Source organism: Nonomuraea jiangxiensis (assembly GCF_900099965.1).
GTDB classification, from domain to species: domain Bacteria; phylum Actinomycetota; class Actinomycetes; order Streptosporangiales; family Streptosporangiaceae; genus Nonomuraea; species Nonomuraea jiangxiensis.
This window is the reverse complement of sequence record NZ_FNDJ01000015.1, coordinates 185928-200030: the sequence shown is the minus strand read 5'-3', so window position 1 is coordinate 200030 and position 14103 is coordinate 185928. Positions and strand designations below refer to the sequence as shown.

Annotated in this window: 19 protein-coding genes and 1 pseudogene; 12 read left to right on the top strand and 8 right to left on the bottom strand. The window is 71.0% G+C overall.

The genetic code is table 11. The annotated features are described in order from the left end of the window. Positions 1-60 precede the first annotated feature (60 nt). The 3 genes and pseudogenes from BLS95_RS59595 to BLS95_RS31480 all read right to left on the bottom strand — a co-directional run bounded on the left by BLS95_RS59595 (position 61) and on the right by BLS95_RS31480 (position 1452). Positions 61-408 carry an imine reductase family protein gene (locus BLS95_RS59595; protein ID WP_342742789.1) on the bottom strand — a complete coding sequence of 116 codons (348 nt, stop codon included), beginning with the start codon at positions 406-408 and terminating at the stop codon, positions 61-63. A gap of 123 nt (positions 409-531) precedes the next feature. Then, a pseudogene (locus tag BLS95_RS59590) lies at positions 532-899 on the bottom strand (NAD(P)-binding domain-containing protein); the annotation flags it as partial. Between the two features lie 220 nt (positions 900-1119). Further along, positions 1120-1452, bottom strand: coding sequence for a nuclear transport factor 2 family protein (locus BLS95_RS31480; RefSeq protein WP_176993471.1), 333 nt, complete (start codon positions 1450-1452; stop codon positions 1120-1122). Between the two features lie 147 nt (positions 1453-1599). On the opposite strand from BLS95_RS31480, the gene BLS95_RS31475 reads away from it, so the two are divergent. From BLS95_RS31475 to BLS95_RS31465, 3 genes are all read left to right on the top strand, one after another. Continuing rightward, a complete protein-coding gene (locus BLS95_RS31475) occupies positions 1600-2310 on the top strand; it encodes a TetR/AcrR family transcriptional regulator (protein ID WP_245765395.1) in 711 nt (236 codons plus the stop codon). Between the two features lie 129 nt (positions 2311-2439). Beyond that, on the top strand, positions 2440-3276 hold the full coding sequence (locus tag BLS95_RS31470; protein WP_090939520.1) for a helix-turn-helix domain-containing protein: 837 nt from the start codon (positions 2440-2442) through the stop codon (positions 3274-3276). Between the two features lie 113 nt (positions 3277-3389). Then, the gene (locus BLS95_RS31465) at positions 3390-3755 is read left to right on the top strand and encodes a hypothetical protein (RefSeq protein ID WP_090939517.1); all 366 of its coding nucleotides are present in this window, start codon (positions 3390-3392) and stop codon (positions 3753-3755) included. A gap of 64 nt (positions 3756-3819) precedes the next feature. Here BLS95_RS31465 and BLS95_RS31460 read toward each other — a convergent pair whose 3' ends face one another. Then, positions 3820-4311 carry a carboxymuconolactone decarboxylase family protein gene (locus tag BLS95_RS31460; protein ID WP_090939514.1) on the bottom strand — a complete coding sequence of 164 codons (492 nt, stop codon included), beginning with the start codon at positions 4309-4311 and terminating at the stop codon, positions 3820-3822. Between the two features lie 281 nt (positions 4312-4592). Here BLS95_RS31460 and sigJ point away from each other — a divergent pair, with 281 nt between their 5' ends. The 3 genes from sigJ to BLS95_RS31445 all read left to right on the top strand — a co-directional run bounded on the left by sigJ (position 4593) and on the right by BLS95_RS31445 (position 6825). Continuing rightward, entirely contained in the window at positions 4593-5528 is a 936-nt protein-coding gene (gene sigJ, locus BLS95_RS31455) for an RNA polymerase sigma factor SigJ (RefSeq protein WP_090939511.1), read from the top strand. Positions 5529-5574: 46 nt separating this feature from the next. Then, positions 5575-6270 carry an SDR family NAD(P)-dependent oxidoreductase gene (locus BLS95_RS31450; RefSeq protein ID WP_245765394.1) on the top strand — a complete coding sequence of 232 codons (696 nt, stop codon included), beginning with the start codon at positions 5575-5577 and terminating at the stop codon, positions 6268-6270. A gap of 87 nt (positions 6271-6357) precedes the next feature. After that, positions 6358-6825 (top strand): group II truncated hemoglobin, encoded by a 468-nt coding sequence (locus BLS95_RS31445; RefSeq protein WP_090939509.1) that lies wholly within the window; start codon positions 6358-6360, stop codon positions 6823-6825. Positions 6826-6871: 46 nt separating this feature from the next. On the opposite strand, the gene BLS95_RS31440 is transcribed toward BLS95_RS31445, so the two are convergent. Then, positions 6872-7327, bottom strand: a complete 456-nt coding sequence (locus BLS95_RS31440; protein ID WP_090939796.1) for an SgcJ/EcaC family oxidoreductase — start codon at positions 7325-7327, stop codon at positions 6872-6874. Positions 7328-7444: 117 nt separating this feature from the next. On the opposite strand from BLS95_RS31440, the gene BLS95_RS59910 reads away from it, so the two are divergent. Beyond that, complete coding sequence (locus tag BLS95_RS59910; protein ID WP_425434758.1) at positions 7445-7558, top strand: putative leader peptide; 114 nt, start codon at positions 7445-7447, stop codon at positions 7556-7558. Between the two features lie 98 nt (positions 7559-7656). After that, positions 7657-8946, top strand: coding sequence for a dicarboxylate/amino acid:cation symporter (locus BLS95_RS31435; protein ID WP_090939506.1), 1290 nt, complete (start codon positions 7657-7659; stop codon positions 8944-8946). A 103-nt stretch (positions 8947-9049) separates the two neighbouring features. Here BLS95_RS31435 and BLS95_RS31430 read toward each other — a convergent pair whose 3' ends face one another. After that, positions 9050-9487, bottom strand: coding sequence for a hypothetical protein (locus BLS95_RS31430; RefSeq protein WP_176993470.1), 438 nt, complete (start codon positions 9485-9487; stop codon positions 9050-9052). 91 nt (positions 9488-9578) lie between these two features. Between BLS95_RS31430 and BLS95_RS31425 the strand changes: the two genes are divergently transcribed. Both BLS95_RS31425 and BLS95_RS31420 read left to right on the top strand, forming a co-directional pair. Continuing rightward, a complete protein-coding gene (locus BLS95_RS31425) occupies positions 9579-9965 on the top strand; it encodes a MerR family transcriptional regulator (RefSeq protein ID WP_176993469.1) in 387 nt (128 codons plus the stop codon). A 104-nt stretch (positions 9966-10069) separates the two neighbouring features. Further along, on the top strand, positions 10070-10711 hold the full coding sequence (locus tag BLS95_RS31420; RefSeq protein ID WP_245765393.1) for a cadmium resistance transporter: 642 nt from the start codon (positions 10070-10072) through the stop codon (positions 10709-10711). Positions 10712-10771: 60 nt separating this feature from the next. Here the strand turns inward: BLS95_RS31420 and BLS95_RS31415 are convergent, their stop codons facing one another. Beyond that, positions 10772-11689: a zinc-binding dehydrogenase gene (locus tag BLS95_RS31415; protein ID WP_176993468.1), complete on the bottom strand. Its 918-nt coding sequence runs from the start codon at positions 11687-11689 to the stop codon at positions 10772-10774. Between the two features lie 99 nt (positions 11690-11788). On the opposite strand from BLS95_RS31415, the gene BLS95_RS31410 reads away from it, so the two are divergent. Both BLS95_RS31410 and BLS95_RS31405 read left to right on the top strand, forming a co-directional pair. Then, positions 11789-12364: a TetR/AcrR family transcriptional regulator gene (locus BLS95_RS31410; RefSeq protein ID WP_090939497.1), complete on the top strand. Its 576-nt coding sequence runs from the start codon at positions 11789-11791 to the stop codon at positions 12362-12364. A gap of 55 nt (positions 12365-12419) precedes the next feature. Further along, a complete protein-coding gene (locus BLS95_RS31405) occupies positions 12420-13352 on the top strand; it encodes an LLM class flavin-dependent oxidoreductase (protein ID WP_090939494.1) in 933 nt (310 codons plus the stop codon). 88 nt (positions 13353-13440) lie between these two features. Here BLS95_RS31405 and BLS95_RS31400 read toward each other — a convergent pair whose 3' ends face one another. After that, complete coding sequence (locus BLS95_RS31400; RefSeq protein WP_090939492.1) at positions 13441-14022, bottom strand: TetR/AcrR family transcriptional regulator; 582 nt, start codon at positions 14020-14022, stop codon at positions 13441-13443. Positions 14023-14103 lie beyond the last annotated feature (81 nt).

The following is a 14103-nucleotide window of genomic DNA, read 5'->3' as shown; positions in this document are numbered from 1 at the left end:
TGGCGTCTTGAGGTCGCACGGCTGGGCGCTGAAGGCGGCGATGGACCGTACGGCGGGGGCTCAGGCGGAGGGCTTGCGGAACTGTCCGATCATCGCCGCGTAGCTGTTGTCGGCGTGGCCGTCGGCTGCCGTACGTCTGGCCAGCTCCAGGAAGACGTTCGGCAACTCGGTGTTGACGCCCAGCGCCTGGCTCTCCTGAAGCAGGTGCTCCATCCCGCCCAGGTGGGTGGCAACGGTGGCGTCGGCGGCCGGATACCTGCCCTCGTCGATCTGCCGCGCGTACGTGGAAACGTAGCCGGCCGCCACGTTGATCGCGGTACTGGCCAGGGGCGCGAAAGTCGTCGCCTTGACGTTCGCGGTGCCCAGCAGTGCGGCGCCCTGCAGGAAGCCGTTCAGGACACCCCACATGATGCTCAGAACGGACATGTCGTACAGGGCAGACAGGCCGTGGTCCTCATCGAGGTAAACGGTTCCGGCCTCGCCGAGTGCCCGCAGGGTGGCCTGGTGCTCGTCGAAGGCGGGCTTCGGGCCCGAGTACAACAGCATGGCATCGGCGGTGCCGATGGCCTCGGGAAGGGCCAGGATCACCCCGTCGAGGTAGACAGTGCCGATCTTGGCCGCCCATCCGGCGGTTTCTCGTGCCTGGGTAGAGCCGGCCGTGGTCAGGTTGACGAGGGTACGGCCGGCCAGCGAGGAGCCGACCGGGTCCAGCAACTCGTGCACGGCGTCGTAGTCCGAGACGCAGACAACGACGAGTGGGCTCGCCTCGACCGCGCTCTCGATCGAGTCGGCCAGGGTGGCGCCGCCGGCGACGAGATCGTCGCCTTGGCCGCCGAGCGGTTCCAGACGGTGGTCGGGTGGCCATTCCTCAGGAAGGTCGCGGCCAGCGCATGGCCCATCAGTCCCAGGCCGACAACGGTGACCGGCGATGGCGAAAGGGTGGACATATGTGCTCCTGCATAGCTCATGCGGCTTCCGCCGCGATGGGTGTGGTGGGCCGCCGGTCCGGATGGCTCGGCCAGGTATGTCGTGATGGTCATCGAGTCCAGCGCGCGAAGCGGGCCCTCGGCCGTTGCGGCAGGGTGGCCCGAGCGGCGGTCCGGCCGCGCGGCGGGCGCCTCAGGTGAAGAACCCGACGATGCTGCGGATGCGGTCCCCGGCGAACTCGACGACGTCGTAGCCGGTGGCGACCGTGCCGAGTCTCCAGCGGAACAACGCGCGGTCGTGGTGGACCCCGACCACGGCGTCAATGGTGAACCTCAGGTCGCCGAGCTGCTCCCGGACGCGGCCGATCACCTCGGACAGCTCGGCGTGCCCACGCAGGCCCGCGTTATCGGGGTCGACGTAGAGCGCGTCCTCGGTGAGGACGGACTTCATCAGGGTCACCCGGGCGGTGGCGTCTGGCTCATTCCAAACGTCGAGGTAGGCGAAGATCACATCGGTGGCGCTCACTTGCTCACTCCTTCCAAGGGGACGTTCGCCGTGGTCGCGGAGAAATCCGTGGCTCTCCGACACGGCGCCTTTCATGGCGTTCATTTTCTACACGGCGTTCAGAGAACAATACAACGTAGATTAGGCCAACCCTGTAAACTGTCAAGTGTGATCGACCACACGATGAGCCGCCGGGACCGGCTGCGCGCCCAGACCAGTGCCGAGATCAAGGCGATCGCGCTGAAGCTCATGGCGGACGGCGGCCCGGACGCCATCTCGCTCCGCGCGATCGCCCGCGAGATGGGCATGACGGCCGGCGCGATCTACAGCTATTTCGCCACCCGCGATGACCTGATCACGACGCTCATCGGCGACGTCTACACCTCGGCGGTCGACGCCGCCGAGGCCGCCCGCGACGCGGTGCCGGAAACCGAGCCAGGCGGCCGGATCCTGGCCTGGGCCCAGGCCATGCGCGAGTGGGCGCTGGCCAACCCCGAAGGCTTCCGGCTGATCTACGGCGACCCCGTGCCCGGCTACCGCCCTCCCGACGGCGGCCCCGGCAGCCAGGCCGAGGCGCGTGCCTGCGCCGGATTGGTCGGTCTCGTCGCCGCGGCCTGGCCGGCAGTTCAGGCGCGCCGATCCGGGGACCGTGCCTACGACTGGGCCGACTTCGACCCGGACCTGGTAGCCCATGTCCGGGAGGACTTTCCGGACCTGCCACCGGCGGGCATCGCGATGACGCTGAGGGTGTGGGGCCGCATGCACGGGCTCATGGCCCTGGAGATCTACGGCCACCTACGCACCCTCATTCACGACCCCGCCGACGTCTACCGCGACGAGATGCACGACCTCATCGCCTCTCTCGGCCTCACAACGTGACCGCGGCCCACGATTTCAGCGGAGATCCGGCGAACGTGCCGGCCACGAGGTTCTGGCCCTTTCTGTGGGCGTTCACCACTACATGGCAGGTAATCGCGGTGATCGACGGGCCGGGACGATAATCGCCGCATGACGCAGGACCGGCCGGTCGGTGAGCTGCTTCGCCAGTGGCGGCGCCGCAGAGGGCTCAGCCAGCTCGACCTGGCGATCCAGGCGGACGTGTCCGCGCGGCACGTCAGCTTCGTCGAGACGGGACGGACCATCCCCAGCAGCGCGATGGTGCTGCACCTGGCCGAGCAACTGGGCGTCCCGCTGCGGGAGCGCAACCGCCTGCTGATCGCGGCCGGGCACGCGCCCGTCGTACGCGAGCGGCCGCTGGAGGATCCGCACCTGGCCTCGGCGCGCGACGTCCTGGAGCAGATCCTGCGCGGGCACGAACCGTATCCGGCGCTCGTCGTGGACCGGCGCTGGAACCTGCTGTTCGCCAACGCCGCGATCGACGTCTTCCTGGAGGGCGTGGCGCCGTCGTTGCTGCGGCCGCCGGTCAACATGATGCGGCTGGGGCTGCATCCGAACGGGTTCGCGCCGCGGCTGCGCAATCTCGGGCAGGTCCGCGCGTACCTGCTGCCCCGGCTCGCCCGCCAGGTGGCGCACACCGGCGATCCGAAGCTGAGCGCGCTGTACGAGGAGCTGCTGTCCTACGGCCCCGACGGCGATCCGCCGCCACCCCCCGACCCGGCCGACATCGCCATGCCCATCCGCATCGGCCATCGCGGTGCGGAGCTGTGCTTCTTCAACACCGTCACGACCTTCGGCGCCGCCTTCGACGTGACGCTCGACGAGATCGCCGTCGAGGCGTACTTCCCCGCCGACGAGCACACCGCCCGCTTCTTCCGTACGGAGGCCGCGTCACCGGCAGAGGGACACGAGCACCTCGATCCCGCTTCCAGCCGGGGTCCGGCCTGACATTCCCGGCGGTTGTGTCGTCGGATTACTGGGACAGCCGGCCGGAGCGCGCGGGAAAGCGCCCCGGCCGTCGCCGTACTCACCCGTCTCGCAACCGTCATCGAGGAGTCACCGTGTTCCTGCGTGTCGTGATCGCCCTGCAGACCCTGACGCTTTTCGCCGCCCCGATCACCGCGGGTCTGCTGCTGTCCGCGCCCGGCGGACGGGTCCTGCACAGTGCCTCGGCGTACGCGGTCTTCACCGTGGGGCTGCTGCACCTGATCACCGCGATCCTGGCATGGCGGCCGGGAGGCGGCTCGCCCAAGCCCATCCTGTACGCGGCGGGCTTCTTCGCGGCCGTGCTGGCGCAGATAGCGCTGGGCATCGCGCACATGACGACGCTGCACGTCCCCCTGGGCGCGTTGCTGTTCGGCCTGAGTGTCCTTCAGCTCGGCCGGGCCTGGAGCGACCGGCGCACGCGCGTGTCCGCCGCGGCATGACGGCGACCCTGTGCCGCGATCCGGCCGGCGCAGGATGAGGCATCATCCTGCGCCGGCCGGGCGGTCACTTGCTGTAGTTCTTCCCTGGTGCCAGTCCGGGGATCGGCTTGGCGATGAGGGCGACGGGGATGAAGAAGCAGACCTGGCCGATCACCAGGGTGAGCGTCCAGAGCGCCTGGTCGTCGTAGTGGGCGGATGCCCGGGCGAACAGCTCGTCGGGGACGCGCTCGCCGGACGGGTTGGCCGTGAGCACGGCCTCCACCAGCTCCAGTGCGGCCCGTTCGGCTCCGGTGAAGTACGGGGCGTCCCGCCACGACGCCACGGCGGTGATGCGTTCCTCCGTCTCCCCGGCCTTGCGCAGCTCGTCGGTCTGCCGGACGGTGTGGTACGTGCTGCCCACGATCTGCCCGGCACGGAGCTGCACCAGGTGAATCGTGGTCCGCGGGATCAGACCGTTGTGGACGGCCTTGTTCATGCCCCCGGACACCGTGGCGAAATCGGGGAAAAGCTGGATGGGGTCGGGCAGACGCGACCGGAGGTCATCCTGTGTGGACATCGTGAAAGCTTCCTTTCGGTGGTGTTCGTGAGGCCCGCGGCCCTCGCCCCTCCGTCACGGAGTGGCCGGCCGCGGGGACGATCACGCGCTCCGACGCGGGCTCCCGGCGACGGTCCGCATACCGGGCGGGGGTCAGCGGGGGTTTCCCGCGTGCTGGAGGGTGTGTCAGTAGTCCGACGGCACAGCCCCGCGAAATGTCAGGCGCGTGCCGACCTGACATTCCGGGCCGTTGTCTCGTCGGACTGGTGAAGGAAGCCGCGCCAGAGGGAGCCGACGACACGATGACCACGCAATCCGAGCCGGCGGACGACCGGTTCGACCCGGGCCTGAGCGCCATCGCGAGCGAACGGCGCCAGCTGATCAATCTCGCCTACCGGCTGCTCGGCTCCCTGGCCGACGCCGAGGACGTCGTCCAGGAGACCTACGCCCGCTGGTACGCCATGTCCCCGCGGCAGCAGCAGGCCATCGAGTCGCCCGGCGGCTGGCTGACGAGGGTCGCCGGCCGCATCTGCCTCGACCTGCTCGGCTCGGCCCGCGCCCGTCGCGAGACCTACGTCGGCGAATGGATCCCCGAACCGCTCCCCGACCGCACCGAGTGGATCAACGCCCGGCCCGGCGGCCCCACCCCCGACCCCGCCGACCGGGTCACCCTGGACGAGTCGGTCAACATGGCCTTCCTCGTCGTCCTCGAGTCGATGACCCCAGCGGAACGCGTCGCGTTCATCCTGCACGACGTCTTCCGCTACCCCTTCAACGAGGTCGCCGAGATCGTCGGCCGGACCCCGGCGGCATGCCGCCAGCTCGCCTCCTCGGCCCGCCGCCGCATCCGCGACGCTCAGCCTCCCGCGACCCCGGCGACCCGGCACGCCATCGTCCGGGAGTTCAAGCGGGCCTGGGAGGCCAAGGACATCGACGCCCTCGTCGCGCTGCTCGACCCGCACGCCACGGCGACCAGCGACGGCGGCGGCCTGGTCAACGCCATGCTCCACCCGATCGTGGGCGGCGAGCTGATCGCCCACCACACCCTGGAGATCACCGCGAGGGTGCCCGACATGACGATCCTGGAGCGTACGGTCAACGGCCAGCCCGGTCTGGTGGCCCAGCGGGACGGCGTCACGGTGACGGTGATGGCGTTCGACATCGCGGGCGACCGGATCAGGCACATCTGGGCCGTACGCAACCCCGACAAGCTCCGGCCCTGGATGGCGGAACAGTAGAAAGGCGGCTCTCCACCACAATGGTCCCTGGTTCGGCAGGAGACACGTGGAGGAGGGGAACGTCATGGGGCACGTACTGGTGACCGGGGCGACCGGCGGGATCGGGACGGCGCTGGTCGGCGCGCTCGTTCAAGCCGGGCATCGGGTGACCGCCGTGGGGCGCGACGTCGGACGGCTGGACGTACGGGGAATTGAGGCGGATCTGGCCCACCCTGAGACGCTGGCCGCCGCCGTGGGAGCGCTGGAGGAGACCGGGGAGCTGGCGGACGTGCAGGCGCTGGTGCACTGTGCGGGGATCTCCCCCATCGAAGCCGTCGCCGAGGCCGGGCCCGAGAGCTGGCGGCGGACGATGGCGGTGAACGTGGCCTCCGCCGCCGAGCTGGTACGGCTGACGCTGCCGGCGTTACGGCGCTCCAGGGGCCACGTGATCTTCGTGAACGCCTCGCCGGGGATGACGGGGGTGCCCCGCTGGTCGGCGTTCGTGGGCAGCAAGGCGGCGCTGCGGGAGCTGGCCGATTCGCTGCGGGAGGAGGAGGCCGGCCACGGGATCCGCGTCACCACGGTCTATCCGGCGGCGACGGCGACCGACCTGCTGGGGGAGGTCAGGCGCACGTTCGGGCGCCCGTACGATCCCGCGACCTGCATCCAGCCGGAGACGCTGGCCGCGATGATCGTCTGGGTCCTGAGCGCACCGGCCGACGCCTACGCCTGTGAGCTGTCCGTGCTGCCCGCGCCCCGCTGAGGATGCCCACGCACACGCGCCGGGCGGGCGGGCCCGTCCCGGATCGTCGATCTTGACGCCTTCCCGGCACGCTGTAATCGTGTAATCGTGGAATCTCTCTATGATCACGCGGGCGGCGAGGACGGGCTCCGGCGCTTCGTCGACACGTTCTATTCGAGTGTGCTGGCCGACCCGCTGTTACAACCCCTGTTCGGCGCGGGCAGGCCCGACCACGTGGCCCATCTCACCGCGTTCACGGCGGAGACCTTCGGCGGGCCCGACCACTTCTCCCAGCAGATGGGGGGCTTCCAGCGGCTCATCGACGCGCATCGCGGCCTGCGGATCGACGAGGAGCAGCGGCAGCGGTTCATCGAGCTCTACCTGGCCGCCGCCGACGCGAGCGGCCTCCCCGGCGACGCGCCGTTCCGGGAGGCCCTGTACTCGCACGTGGACTTCGGCACCCAGGTGGCCATGCGGAACTCCCACGCCCGCACCGACGACGAACTACATCCGCTGCGCGAGGTGCCGATCTGGAACTGGCCCGACCCCTCGGACCCCGACCCCCGCGCGGATTGAGCACCGCCCCCAGCATCTGGCCTCGGCCGGCGCACCGGCCGGGGCCTCACTCGGCGGCGCCGAAGACGGGACGGTCCGGCGACACCCCCTCCTCGTCATCCTCCAGCACGCCGGTGTTCTGGCACGCGGTCAGGAGCCACCGCCCGTCCTCCTTGGCCATGACCCACAGCGGCGAGCCCACGTCCTTCCCGTCGGGCGTCACGTACACCTGCCGCACCTTGACGGCCGCGACGTCGGGACGGATGAACAGCACGTGCTCCAGCTCGAACGTGACCGTCATCCCCGTCATCCCGCCGGGAAGCACCTGCCGGGTGAACGCCGAGATCTCCTCAAGGCCGAACAGGCGCTTGCCGCCGCCCGTCGTCCAGATCGCATCGGCCCGGAACAGGCCGAGGAACTCGTCGGGCAGCTCGTTGTTCTGAGCGTGCTCGACCGTGGCGATCACTTGCCTGATCGCGTCGAGGTCGGCCTCACGGCCCGGCACGTCAACGTCTGTACTCATGAACCCCACCCTGAAGCCTCAACCAAGCTTGAGGTCAAGCCGCTCTTCGGATCTTGCCGAGGACTTCCGGCCAGGCAGATCTTGACTGTGAGGTAGATCACATTTACGGTCGGAATAATGTCGCTTTGGTGCGGCTTGATCACCCGTGTGAGGTTTACCGTGATGTCTGTGTGGCTCGTCGAGCGGCTGCACATCGATCTCTGTCGTCTGACCGGCTCCCGCTGTCGCTGATCGCGCTCTGACGTAGCGCTCGATCCCTGCCCCCCTTCCTCACCCACCCCTTTTCGCGTGCCCTGCTTCGGCATGCCGTTTACGGAGCCCACCTCATCGTGAAGAGATTCTCGTTCTCCCTGCAGTTGCTGCTGGGCCTGGTCGTCGGTGTCGCCCTCGGCTTCGCCGCCCGCGTCTGGGACCTCTCCTGGCTGGCCAGTACCCTCACCGAAGTCGGATCGATCTTCGTCCAGCTGCTCAAGCTGGCGGTCCCGCCGCTGGTCTTCACCGCCGTCGTGGTCAGCGTCGCCAACCTCCGCAACGTCAACGGCGCCGCCAGGCTGGCGGGCAAGACGCTGTTCTGGTTCCTGGCCACCGGGCTGATCGCCGTCATCGTCGGCATCGTCCTCGGCCTGATCATCAACCCCGGCCAGGGCGTCACCCTGAGCACGGAGGGTGCCAAGGCGCCCGAGCACGTCGGCTCCTGGGTCGACTTCCTCACCGGCATCATCCCGACGAACATCGTCACGGCGTTCACCGAGCTCAACGTCCTCCAGATCGTCTTTCTGGGGATCGTCCTCGGCGCGGCGGCCCTGGCGATCGGCGAGAAGGCCGAGCCGTTCCTCAACTTCAGCCGCTCGGTCCTCGAACTGGTCCAGAAGGCGCTGTGGTGGGTCATCCGCCTGGCTCCCATCGGAACCGCCGGCCTGATCGGCAAGTCGGTCGCCACGTACGGATGGGACCTGCTCGCGCCGCTGGCCAAGTTCAGTCTCGGCGTCTACATCGGCTGCTTCATCGTCCTGCTGGCCGTCTACCCGACGCTGCTCGCGGTGGTCGCCAAGGTCAAGCCGAACACGTTCTTCCGCAACGCGTGGCCCGCGATCGAGCTGGCCTTCGTCTCCCGCTCCTCGGTCGGCACGCTGCCGGTGACGCAGAAGGTCACGATCGAGCGGCTCGGAGTCGACCGCGACTACGCCTCCTTCGCCGTGCCGTTCGGCGCGACCACCAAGATGGACGGCTGCGCCTCGATCTACCCGGCGCTGGCGGCGATCTTCGTGGCACAGGTGTTCAACATCCCGCTGGGGATCGGCGAGTACGTGCTCATCGCGTTCGTCTCCGTGGTCGGCTCGGCCGCCACGGCCGGTCTGACCGGCGCGACCGTCATGCTCACGCTGACGCTGAGCACGCTGGGCCTGCCGCTGGAGGGTGTCGGCCTGCTGCTGGCCATCGACCCGATCCTCGACATGATCAGGACCGCCACCAACGTCGCAGGCCAGATGGTCGTCCCGCTCCTGGTCGCCCGCGGTGAGGGCCGGATCGACGACACGGTGCTCAACGCTCCCCCGCAGCCGCTCGAGGAGGCCCCGGCGAGCACGCCGAGCCGCGCCGGCGAGCCGGCCATCGCCTGACCTTCCCACCCGGACGAGCAGCCGGGGCGCCCGACACAAGGGCGCCCCGGCTGCTCGCGTTCCGGGCCTCGACTGTTGCGTTCCAGGTCCCTGCGGGGAACGCTCAGGCCGGGTCGCGGGCCACGTGGCGAACGGTGGTGCCCGGGGCGGCGGCGAAGCGCAGGCCCTTGGCGGCCAGGTGGTCGCCCAGGTCGTCGAGGCCCCGTGCCGCGGTCTCGGGCAGGTGGTAGTACTCCCCCAGCAGGGCGCGCGCGGTGTCGTCGTCGCTGACCGCGCAGTCCCAGAGCACCTGCTCGCCGTCGGTCGTGATGTCGAAGGCGAAGAACGCGCAGCAGGCCTTCTCCCGCGCGGCGAGATCCCGTACCCGCTCCTCGACGCCCGGCTCGGCGCGCAGCCGGAAGCGGATGCCCTCGGCGGTCCGCTCGCGGCCGAGCAGGTGGCGGCCGAACAGGTGCCGGTAGTCGTCCATGCGCTGCCGGAGCGTGTCCACGGCGGTGGTCATGTCGCACACGACGGGGGTGGAAGCGGGCGGGACGTCCATGGCGGGCTCCTTCGGTGAACCGGGATTTCCGATGGCCTTGAGTGCCACCGCCCTCGACCCTAAAGTCTGGAGTACGGTCCAGAGTCAAGGGATGAGACACGTGAAGATCGGTCAGGTCGCCGGCGAGGCCGGGGTCAGCGTGGACACGGTGCGCTTCTACGAGCGGCGCGGCGTGCTGCCCGCCGCCGAGCGCAGGCCGTCGGGATACCGGGATTTCGACGCCGCGGCGGTGGAGCGCATCCGCCTCGCCAAGGGTCTGCAGGAGCTGGGCTTCACCCTGGACGAGGTGGTCGACGCGCTGGCAGCGCACGACGCCGGCGATGCGACGTGCGACAGCGAACGGTGGCGGCTGGAGGCGGTGGTGGAGCGGATCGACGCCAGGATGGCCGAGCTGGGCAGAGTCCGGCGTGCCGCCCTGGAGAGCCTGGAGGAGTGCCGGGCCGGCCACTGCCGGTTCGTCCCGCGCCCCGCGCGGTGATCCACGGCACGGCCTGAAAGGCCCCGATGACCACGATCATCCGGCTCGCCGGCACCCGGTAGGGTCTTCCCGGGGCACAACGCGACGAAAAGGAAGCACCTGGCGTGGATGTGGGTGTCGCGGGGCAGGCGTTCGCACCCGGCGTGGGCGTCGTCGGGCAGGCCGCGGGGTTGTTCGCCGTCACCAACGTCGACGACCTCCTGATCCTGGCGCTGTTCTTCGCCCAGGGCGCCGGGCGCAAGGGCGCGGCGGCGCGGGTCGTGGCCGGGCAGTACCTCGGGTTCCTGGGCATTCTCGCCGTGGCCGCGGCCACCGCCTTAGGCGCCACCTTCCTGCCCGAGCCGGTGCTGCCCTATCTGGGCCTGCTCCCCCTCGCCCTGGGGCTCAAGGCGGCCTGGCAGGCGTGGCGGGACCACCGCCGCGACGGCGATGCGGAGGAAACCGGGGAGGCCGCACCCGCCGGTGGCCCGAGGGCGCTGGAGGTGGCCGCGGTCACGTTCGCCAACGGGGGCGACAACCTCGGGGTGTACGTCCCGGTGTTCGCCACCGCCGGGGCCGGCTCGATGACCGTCTACGTCATCGTCTTCCTCGTACTGGTCGCGGTGTGGTGTGCCGCAGGACGCCTCTTCGCCACCCGCCCGCTCGTCGCCAGGGCGCTCAGCCGCTGGGGCCACGTGCTGCTGCCGGTCGTGCTGATCGGCATCGGCGTGCTCATCCTCGTCGAGGGCGGCGCCTTCGGGTTGTAGCACACGCGGCCCGTCGCGGTCGGAGCGGCTGTCGAGGGAGGCGTCCTGATGGGTGGCCGGTCAGGCGGTGGCCGGCTCCACGTCCAGCACCGCCTTCCCGGCGACGCGCCGGTCCAGCAGCTCGCGAGCGGCCTCGGTGACGCGCTCCCAGGAGCCGCGCCAGCCGACCTCGGGCGAAAGCCGCCCCGCCGCCACGAACCCCAGCAGGGTGGACAGGTCCGGTCCCACCTCATGGACGTCGCCGAACGTGCTCATCGTCTTGGCCGGGCCGACGTGGAACATCGAGTACGGCGCGAACACCGCCGGCTCGTCCGACGCCCAGCCGATGTTCTGCACGCCGCCGCCCGGCGCGAGCAGCTCCCAGGCGGCGGCCAGCTGCGGCCCGCCCACGTTGTCGAGGATGAGGTCGACGGGCTGGTCGATGCCCGCCAGGCCGACCACCACCTCGTGGGCGCCCAGCTCGGCCAGCCCGTCGGCGCGCGCGGCCGACCCCACCGAGGCGATGACGTGGGCGCCGCCGAGGGCCGCCAGCTGGACCGCGTACCGCCCGACGCCGCCGGCCGCTCCGGTGATCAGCACCCGGCGGCCCAGCACGGAACGGGAGCGCAACGTGCGCAGCGCCGTGACGCCGGCCATCGGCAGCGCGGCGGCGTCGGCGAGGTCGACCCTGTCAGGGACGACGGCCACGGCGGTGGTGTCCACGGCCATCCGCTCGGCCCACGCCCCGACGCCGAACGCCGCGACCCGGGTGCCCGCGGCCGGTCCGGTGCCGTCCGCCGCGGCATGTTCGACGATCCCGGCGGCGTCGTACCCGTGAACGGTTCCGGCCGGGCGGCGGCCGGCGAACGCCACCTCGCCGCGGTTGAGCGAGATGTGCCGGACGCCGAGCACGAGCTGGTGGGGGGCGGGCCGGGGTTCGGGAGCCGTGCCGAGGCGCAGGGATCCGGGGGCGTCGGGGGCGACGACGAGTGCACGCATGTCCATTCCTCCATGGGTGAGGGGCATCCGGACCGACAGTCCGGATAGCGGGACGATAGCATATGCGGACCGACAGTCCGTCTAACGAGGAACGGTCCGATGGCAGAGCAGCGCACCGAACGCGCCGACGCGGCCCGCAACCGCCGTGCCGTGCTGCGCGCGACCGAACAACTCCTGGCCGAAGGCGGCGGGGACCACGTGTCGCTCGACCGGGTCGCCACCCTCGCCGGGGTCGGGAAGGGCACGGTGTTCCGCCGCTTCGGCAACCGCGCCGGGCTGCTGCAGGCGCTGCTGGAGGAGAGATCCCGCGAGCTGCGCGAAGCGGTCACGGACGGCCCCCCGCCCCTGGGCCCCGGAGCGCCCGCCAGGGAGCGGCTGCTCGCCTTCCTCGACGGCCTCGGCGCGATCGCGGAAGGCAACGCCGTCCTGCTGTCCGCGCACGAGCAGGCCTGCGCCGAGGACAAGTACGGTGATCCCAGCTACCGGTTCTGGCACGGCCACCTCAGCGCCCTGCTCGCCGCCGGCCGTCCCGATCTCGACGCCGATTTCCTGGCCCACGCCCTGCTGTCCGTCTTCGACGGCGACCTGATCCGCCATCTGACACCGCCGGGCGACCCGCGGTGTTTCACCCGTTCCGTACAGCGGATGGCCACGGCCCTGCTCGGCCCCGGGTGATGCGCTTCGAGCGGAACCGGGACCGGTCCCGGGAGCGATACGAGAGGCTCGTCGTATGACGCACTTCTCCCTCCAAGCCAACGCGGCCGACGTCGACTCCTGGCTGGACCTCGCGCGGCGGTGCGAGGCGGCGGGCTTCGACGCCCTGCTGACGGCCGACCACCCGGGGACCGCGGCCTCGCCGTTCGTCGAGCTGGCGGCGGCCGCGGCCGTCACCTCCACCATCGGCCTCGGCTCCTACGTCTCCAACGCGGGGATCAGGGAGCCGATCCTGCTGGCCGGCGACGTGGCCACGCTGGACGCGCTGTCCGGCGGCCGTGCCCGGCTCGGGATCGGGGCCGGTCACACGCCCGGCGAGTGGGACGCGGTCGGCCGGCCCTACCCCGACGTCGCCGGCCGGGTGCGGCGGTGCGTCGCCGTGGCGGAGGCCGTACGCGGCCTGCTCGACGGCAAGGAGATCGACGTCGACACGCCGGAGCTGGTGGCCAGGGGCGCGCGGCTCGCCGGGCCGCGGCCCGTCCAGGACCGGATCCCGCTCACCCTGGGCACCGCCAACTCGCGGCTGCTGCGCTGGGCGGGCGCGCACGCCGACGTGGTCGGCCTGACCGGCTTCGGGCGCACGCTGTCCGATGGGCACAGCCACGAGGTGCGCTGGCGTCCCGCCGAGATCGAGGCGCAGCTGGAGCACGTCGCCGCCGGCGCCGCCGGACGCGAGCGGCCCCCGGCCCTCGAAGCGCTCGTGCAGATCGTCGAGGTGACCGACGACGCCGGCGCGCGGGTCGCCGACCGCGCCGAGCGCCTCGGTCTCACCGAGGCCGAGCTGCTCGCCTCCCCGTTCGTCCTCGTCGGCACCAGGGCGGAGATCGTCTCGGCGATCGCGGAGCACGAGCGCCGCTGGGGCATCACCCGCTTCGTGGTACGGGTGGGCGCGATGGAGGCGGTCACCTCGATCATGTCCGACCTGAACGCGTCCGCCCCCGACCGCTGAGAACCCGGCGATGCCGGTCAGCCGGTTCGGTGGGCGTGTCCCGATGCCCTTACCGGATGGTGTCGAGGAAGCCGTGGACCGCGGGGACTCAGCTCGGGGTTCTTCCGGGCGTCCAGGTGCGCAGCAGGGTGTCGAGGGAGTCCACGATCCAGGACCAGGATTCTTCGAGGTCGACGGCGGTGTGGCTGAAGCTCCCGCTCGTCTCCAGGCTGACGTAGCCGTGGAAGACGCTGCCCAGCATCCGCACCGCGTGTGTCTGGTCCGGCTCCGTCAGGTCGTAGCCGCGCAGGATCGCCCGCGTCATCTGCGCGTGCCGGACACCGGCGCTGGCGGCCGCGGTCTCGGGGTCGAGCCTGAGCCGGGTGGCGGCGTATCGGCCGGGATGCTCTTTGGCGTAGTCGCGGTAGGCGTCCGCGAAGGCGGCCAGGGCGTCCCTGCCGGCCCGCCCGGCGAGGGCGGCGGCGACCCGGTCGGCGAGCTCCGCCAGGGAGAACAGGGCGATCCTGGTCTTGAGGTCCTGGGAGCTCTTGAGGTGGGAGTAGAGGCTCGCGACCTTGACGTCGAACCGCCGGGCCAGCGCCGAGACGGTCACCTGGTCGAAGCCGACCTCGTCGGCCAGCTCCGCCCCCGCCCTCGTCAGGCGTTCCACGGTCAGCCCCGCGCGAACCATCGTCGTCCTCCCATCGAGCGAAAGACATTATGTGGTTGCCTAATGCATTTAGGCAACCGCGACGGGTGCGCCAAGCCCGTG

What these genes read in the sequence shown, in the direction of transcription:
- BLS95_RS59595 (WP_342742789.1), bottom strand. Translation starts at nt 408, where the DNA reads ATGTGGGGTGTCCTGAACGGCTTCCTGCAGGGCGCCGCACTGCTGGGC.
- BLS95_RS31470 (WP_090939520.1), top strand. Translation starts at nt 2,440, where the DNA reads ATGACGCAGGACCGGCCGGTCGGTGAGCTGCTTCGCCAGTGGCGGCGC.
- BLS95_RS31460 (WP_090939514.1), bottom strand. Translation starts at nt 4,311, where the DNA reads ATGTCCACACAGGATGACCTCCGGTCGCGTCTGCCCGACCCCATCCAG.
- sigJ (WP_090939511.1), top strand. Translation starts at nt 4,593, where the DNA reads ATGACCACGCAATCCGAGCCGGCGGACGACCGGTTCGACCCGGGCCTG.
- BLS95_RS31440 (WP_090939796.1), bottom strand. Translation starts at nt 7,327, where the DNA reads ATGAGTACAGACGTTGACGTGCCGGGCCGTGAGGCCGACCTCGACGCG.
- BLS95_RS59910 (WP_425434758.1), top strand. Translation starts at nt 7,445, where the DNA reads ATGTCGCTTTGGTGCGGCTTGATCACCCGTGTGAGGTTTACCGTGATG.
- BLS95_RS31430 (WP_176993470.1), bottom strand. Translation starts at nt 9,487, where the DNA reads ATGGACGTCCCGCCCGCTTCCACCCCCGTCGTGTGCGACATGACCACC.
- BLS95_RS31425 (WP_176993469.1), top strand. Translation starts at nt 9,579, where the DNA reads ATGAGACACGTGAAGATCGGTCAGGTCGCCGGCGAGGCCGGGGTCAGC.
- BLS95_RS31415 (WP_176993468.1), bottom strand. Translation starts at nt 11,689, where the DNA reads ATGCGTGCACTCGTCGTCGCCCCCGACGCCCCCGGATCCCTGCGCCTC.
- BLS95_RS31410 (WP_090939497.1), top strand. Translation starts at nt 11,789, where the DNA reads ATGGCAGAGCAGCGCACCGAACGCGCCGACGCGGCCCGCAACCGCCGT.
- BLS95_RS31405 (WP_090939494.1), top strand. Translation starts at nt 12,420, where the DNA reads ATGACGCACTTCTCCCTCCAAGCCAACGCGGCCGACGTCGACTCCTGG.
- BLS95_RS31400 (WP_090939492.1), bottom strand. Translation starts at nt 14,022, where the DNA reads ATGGTTCGCGCGGGGCTGACCGTGGAACGCCTGACGAGGGCGGGGGCG.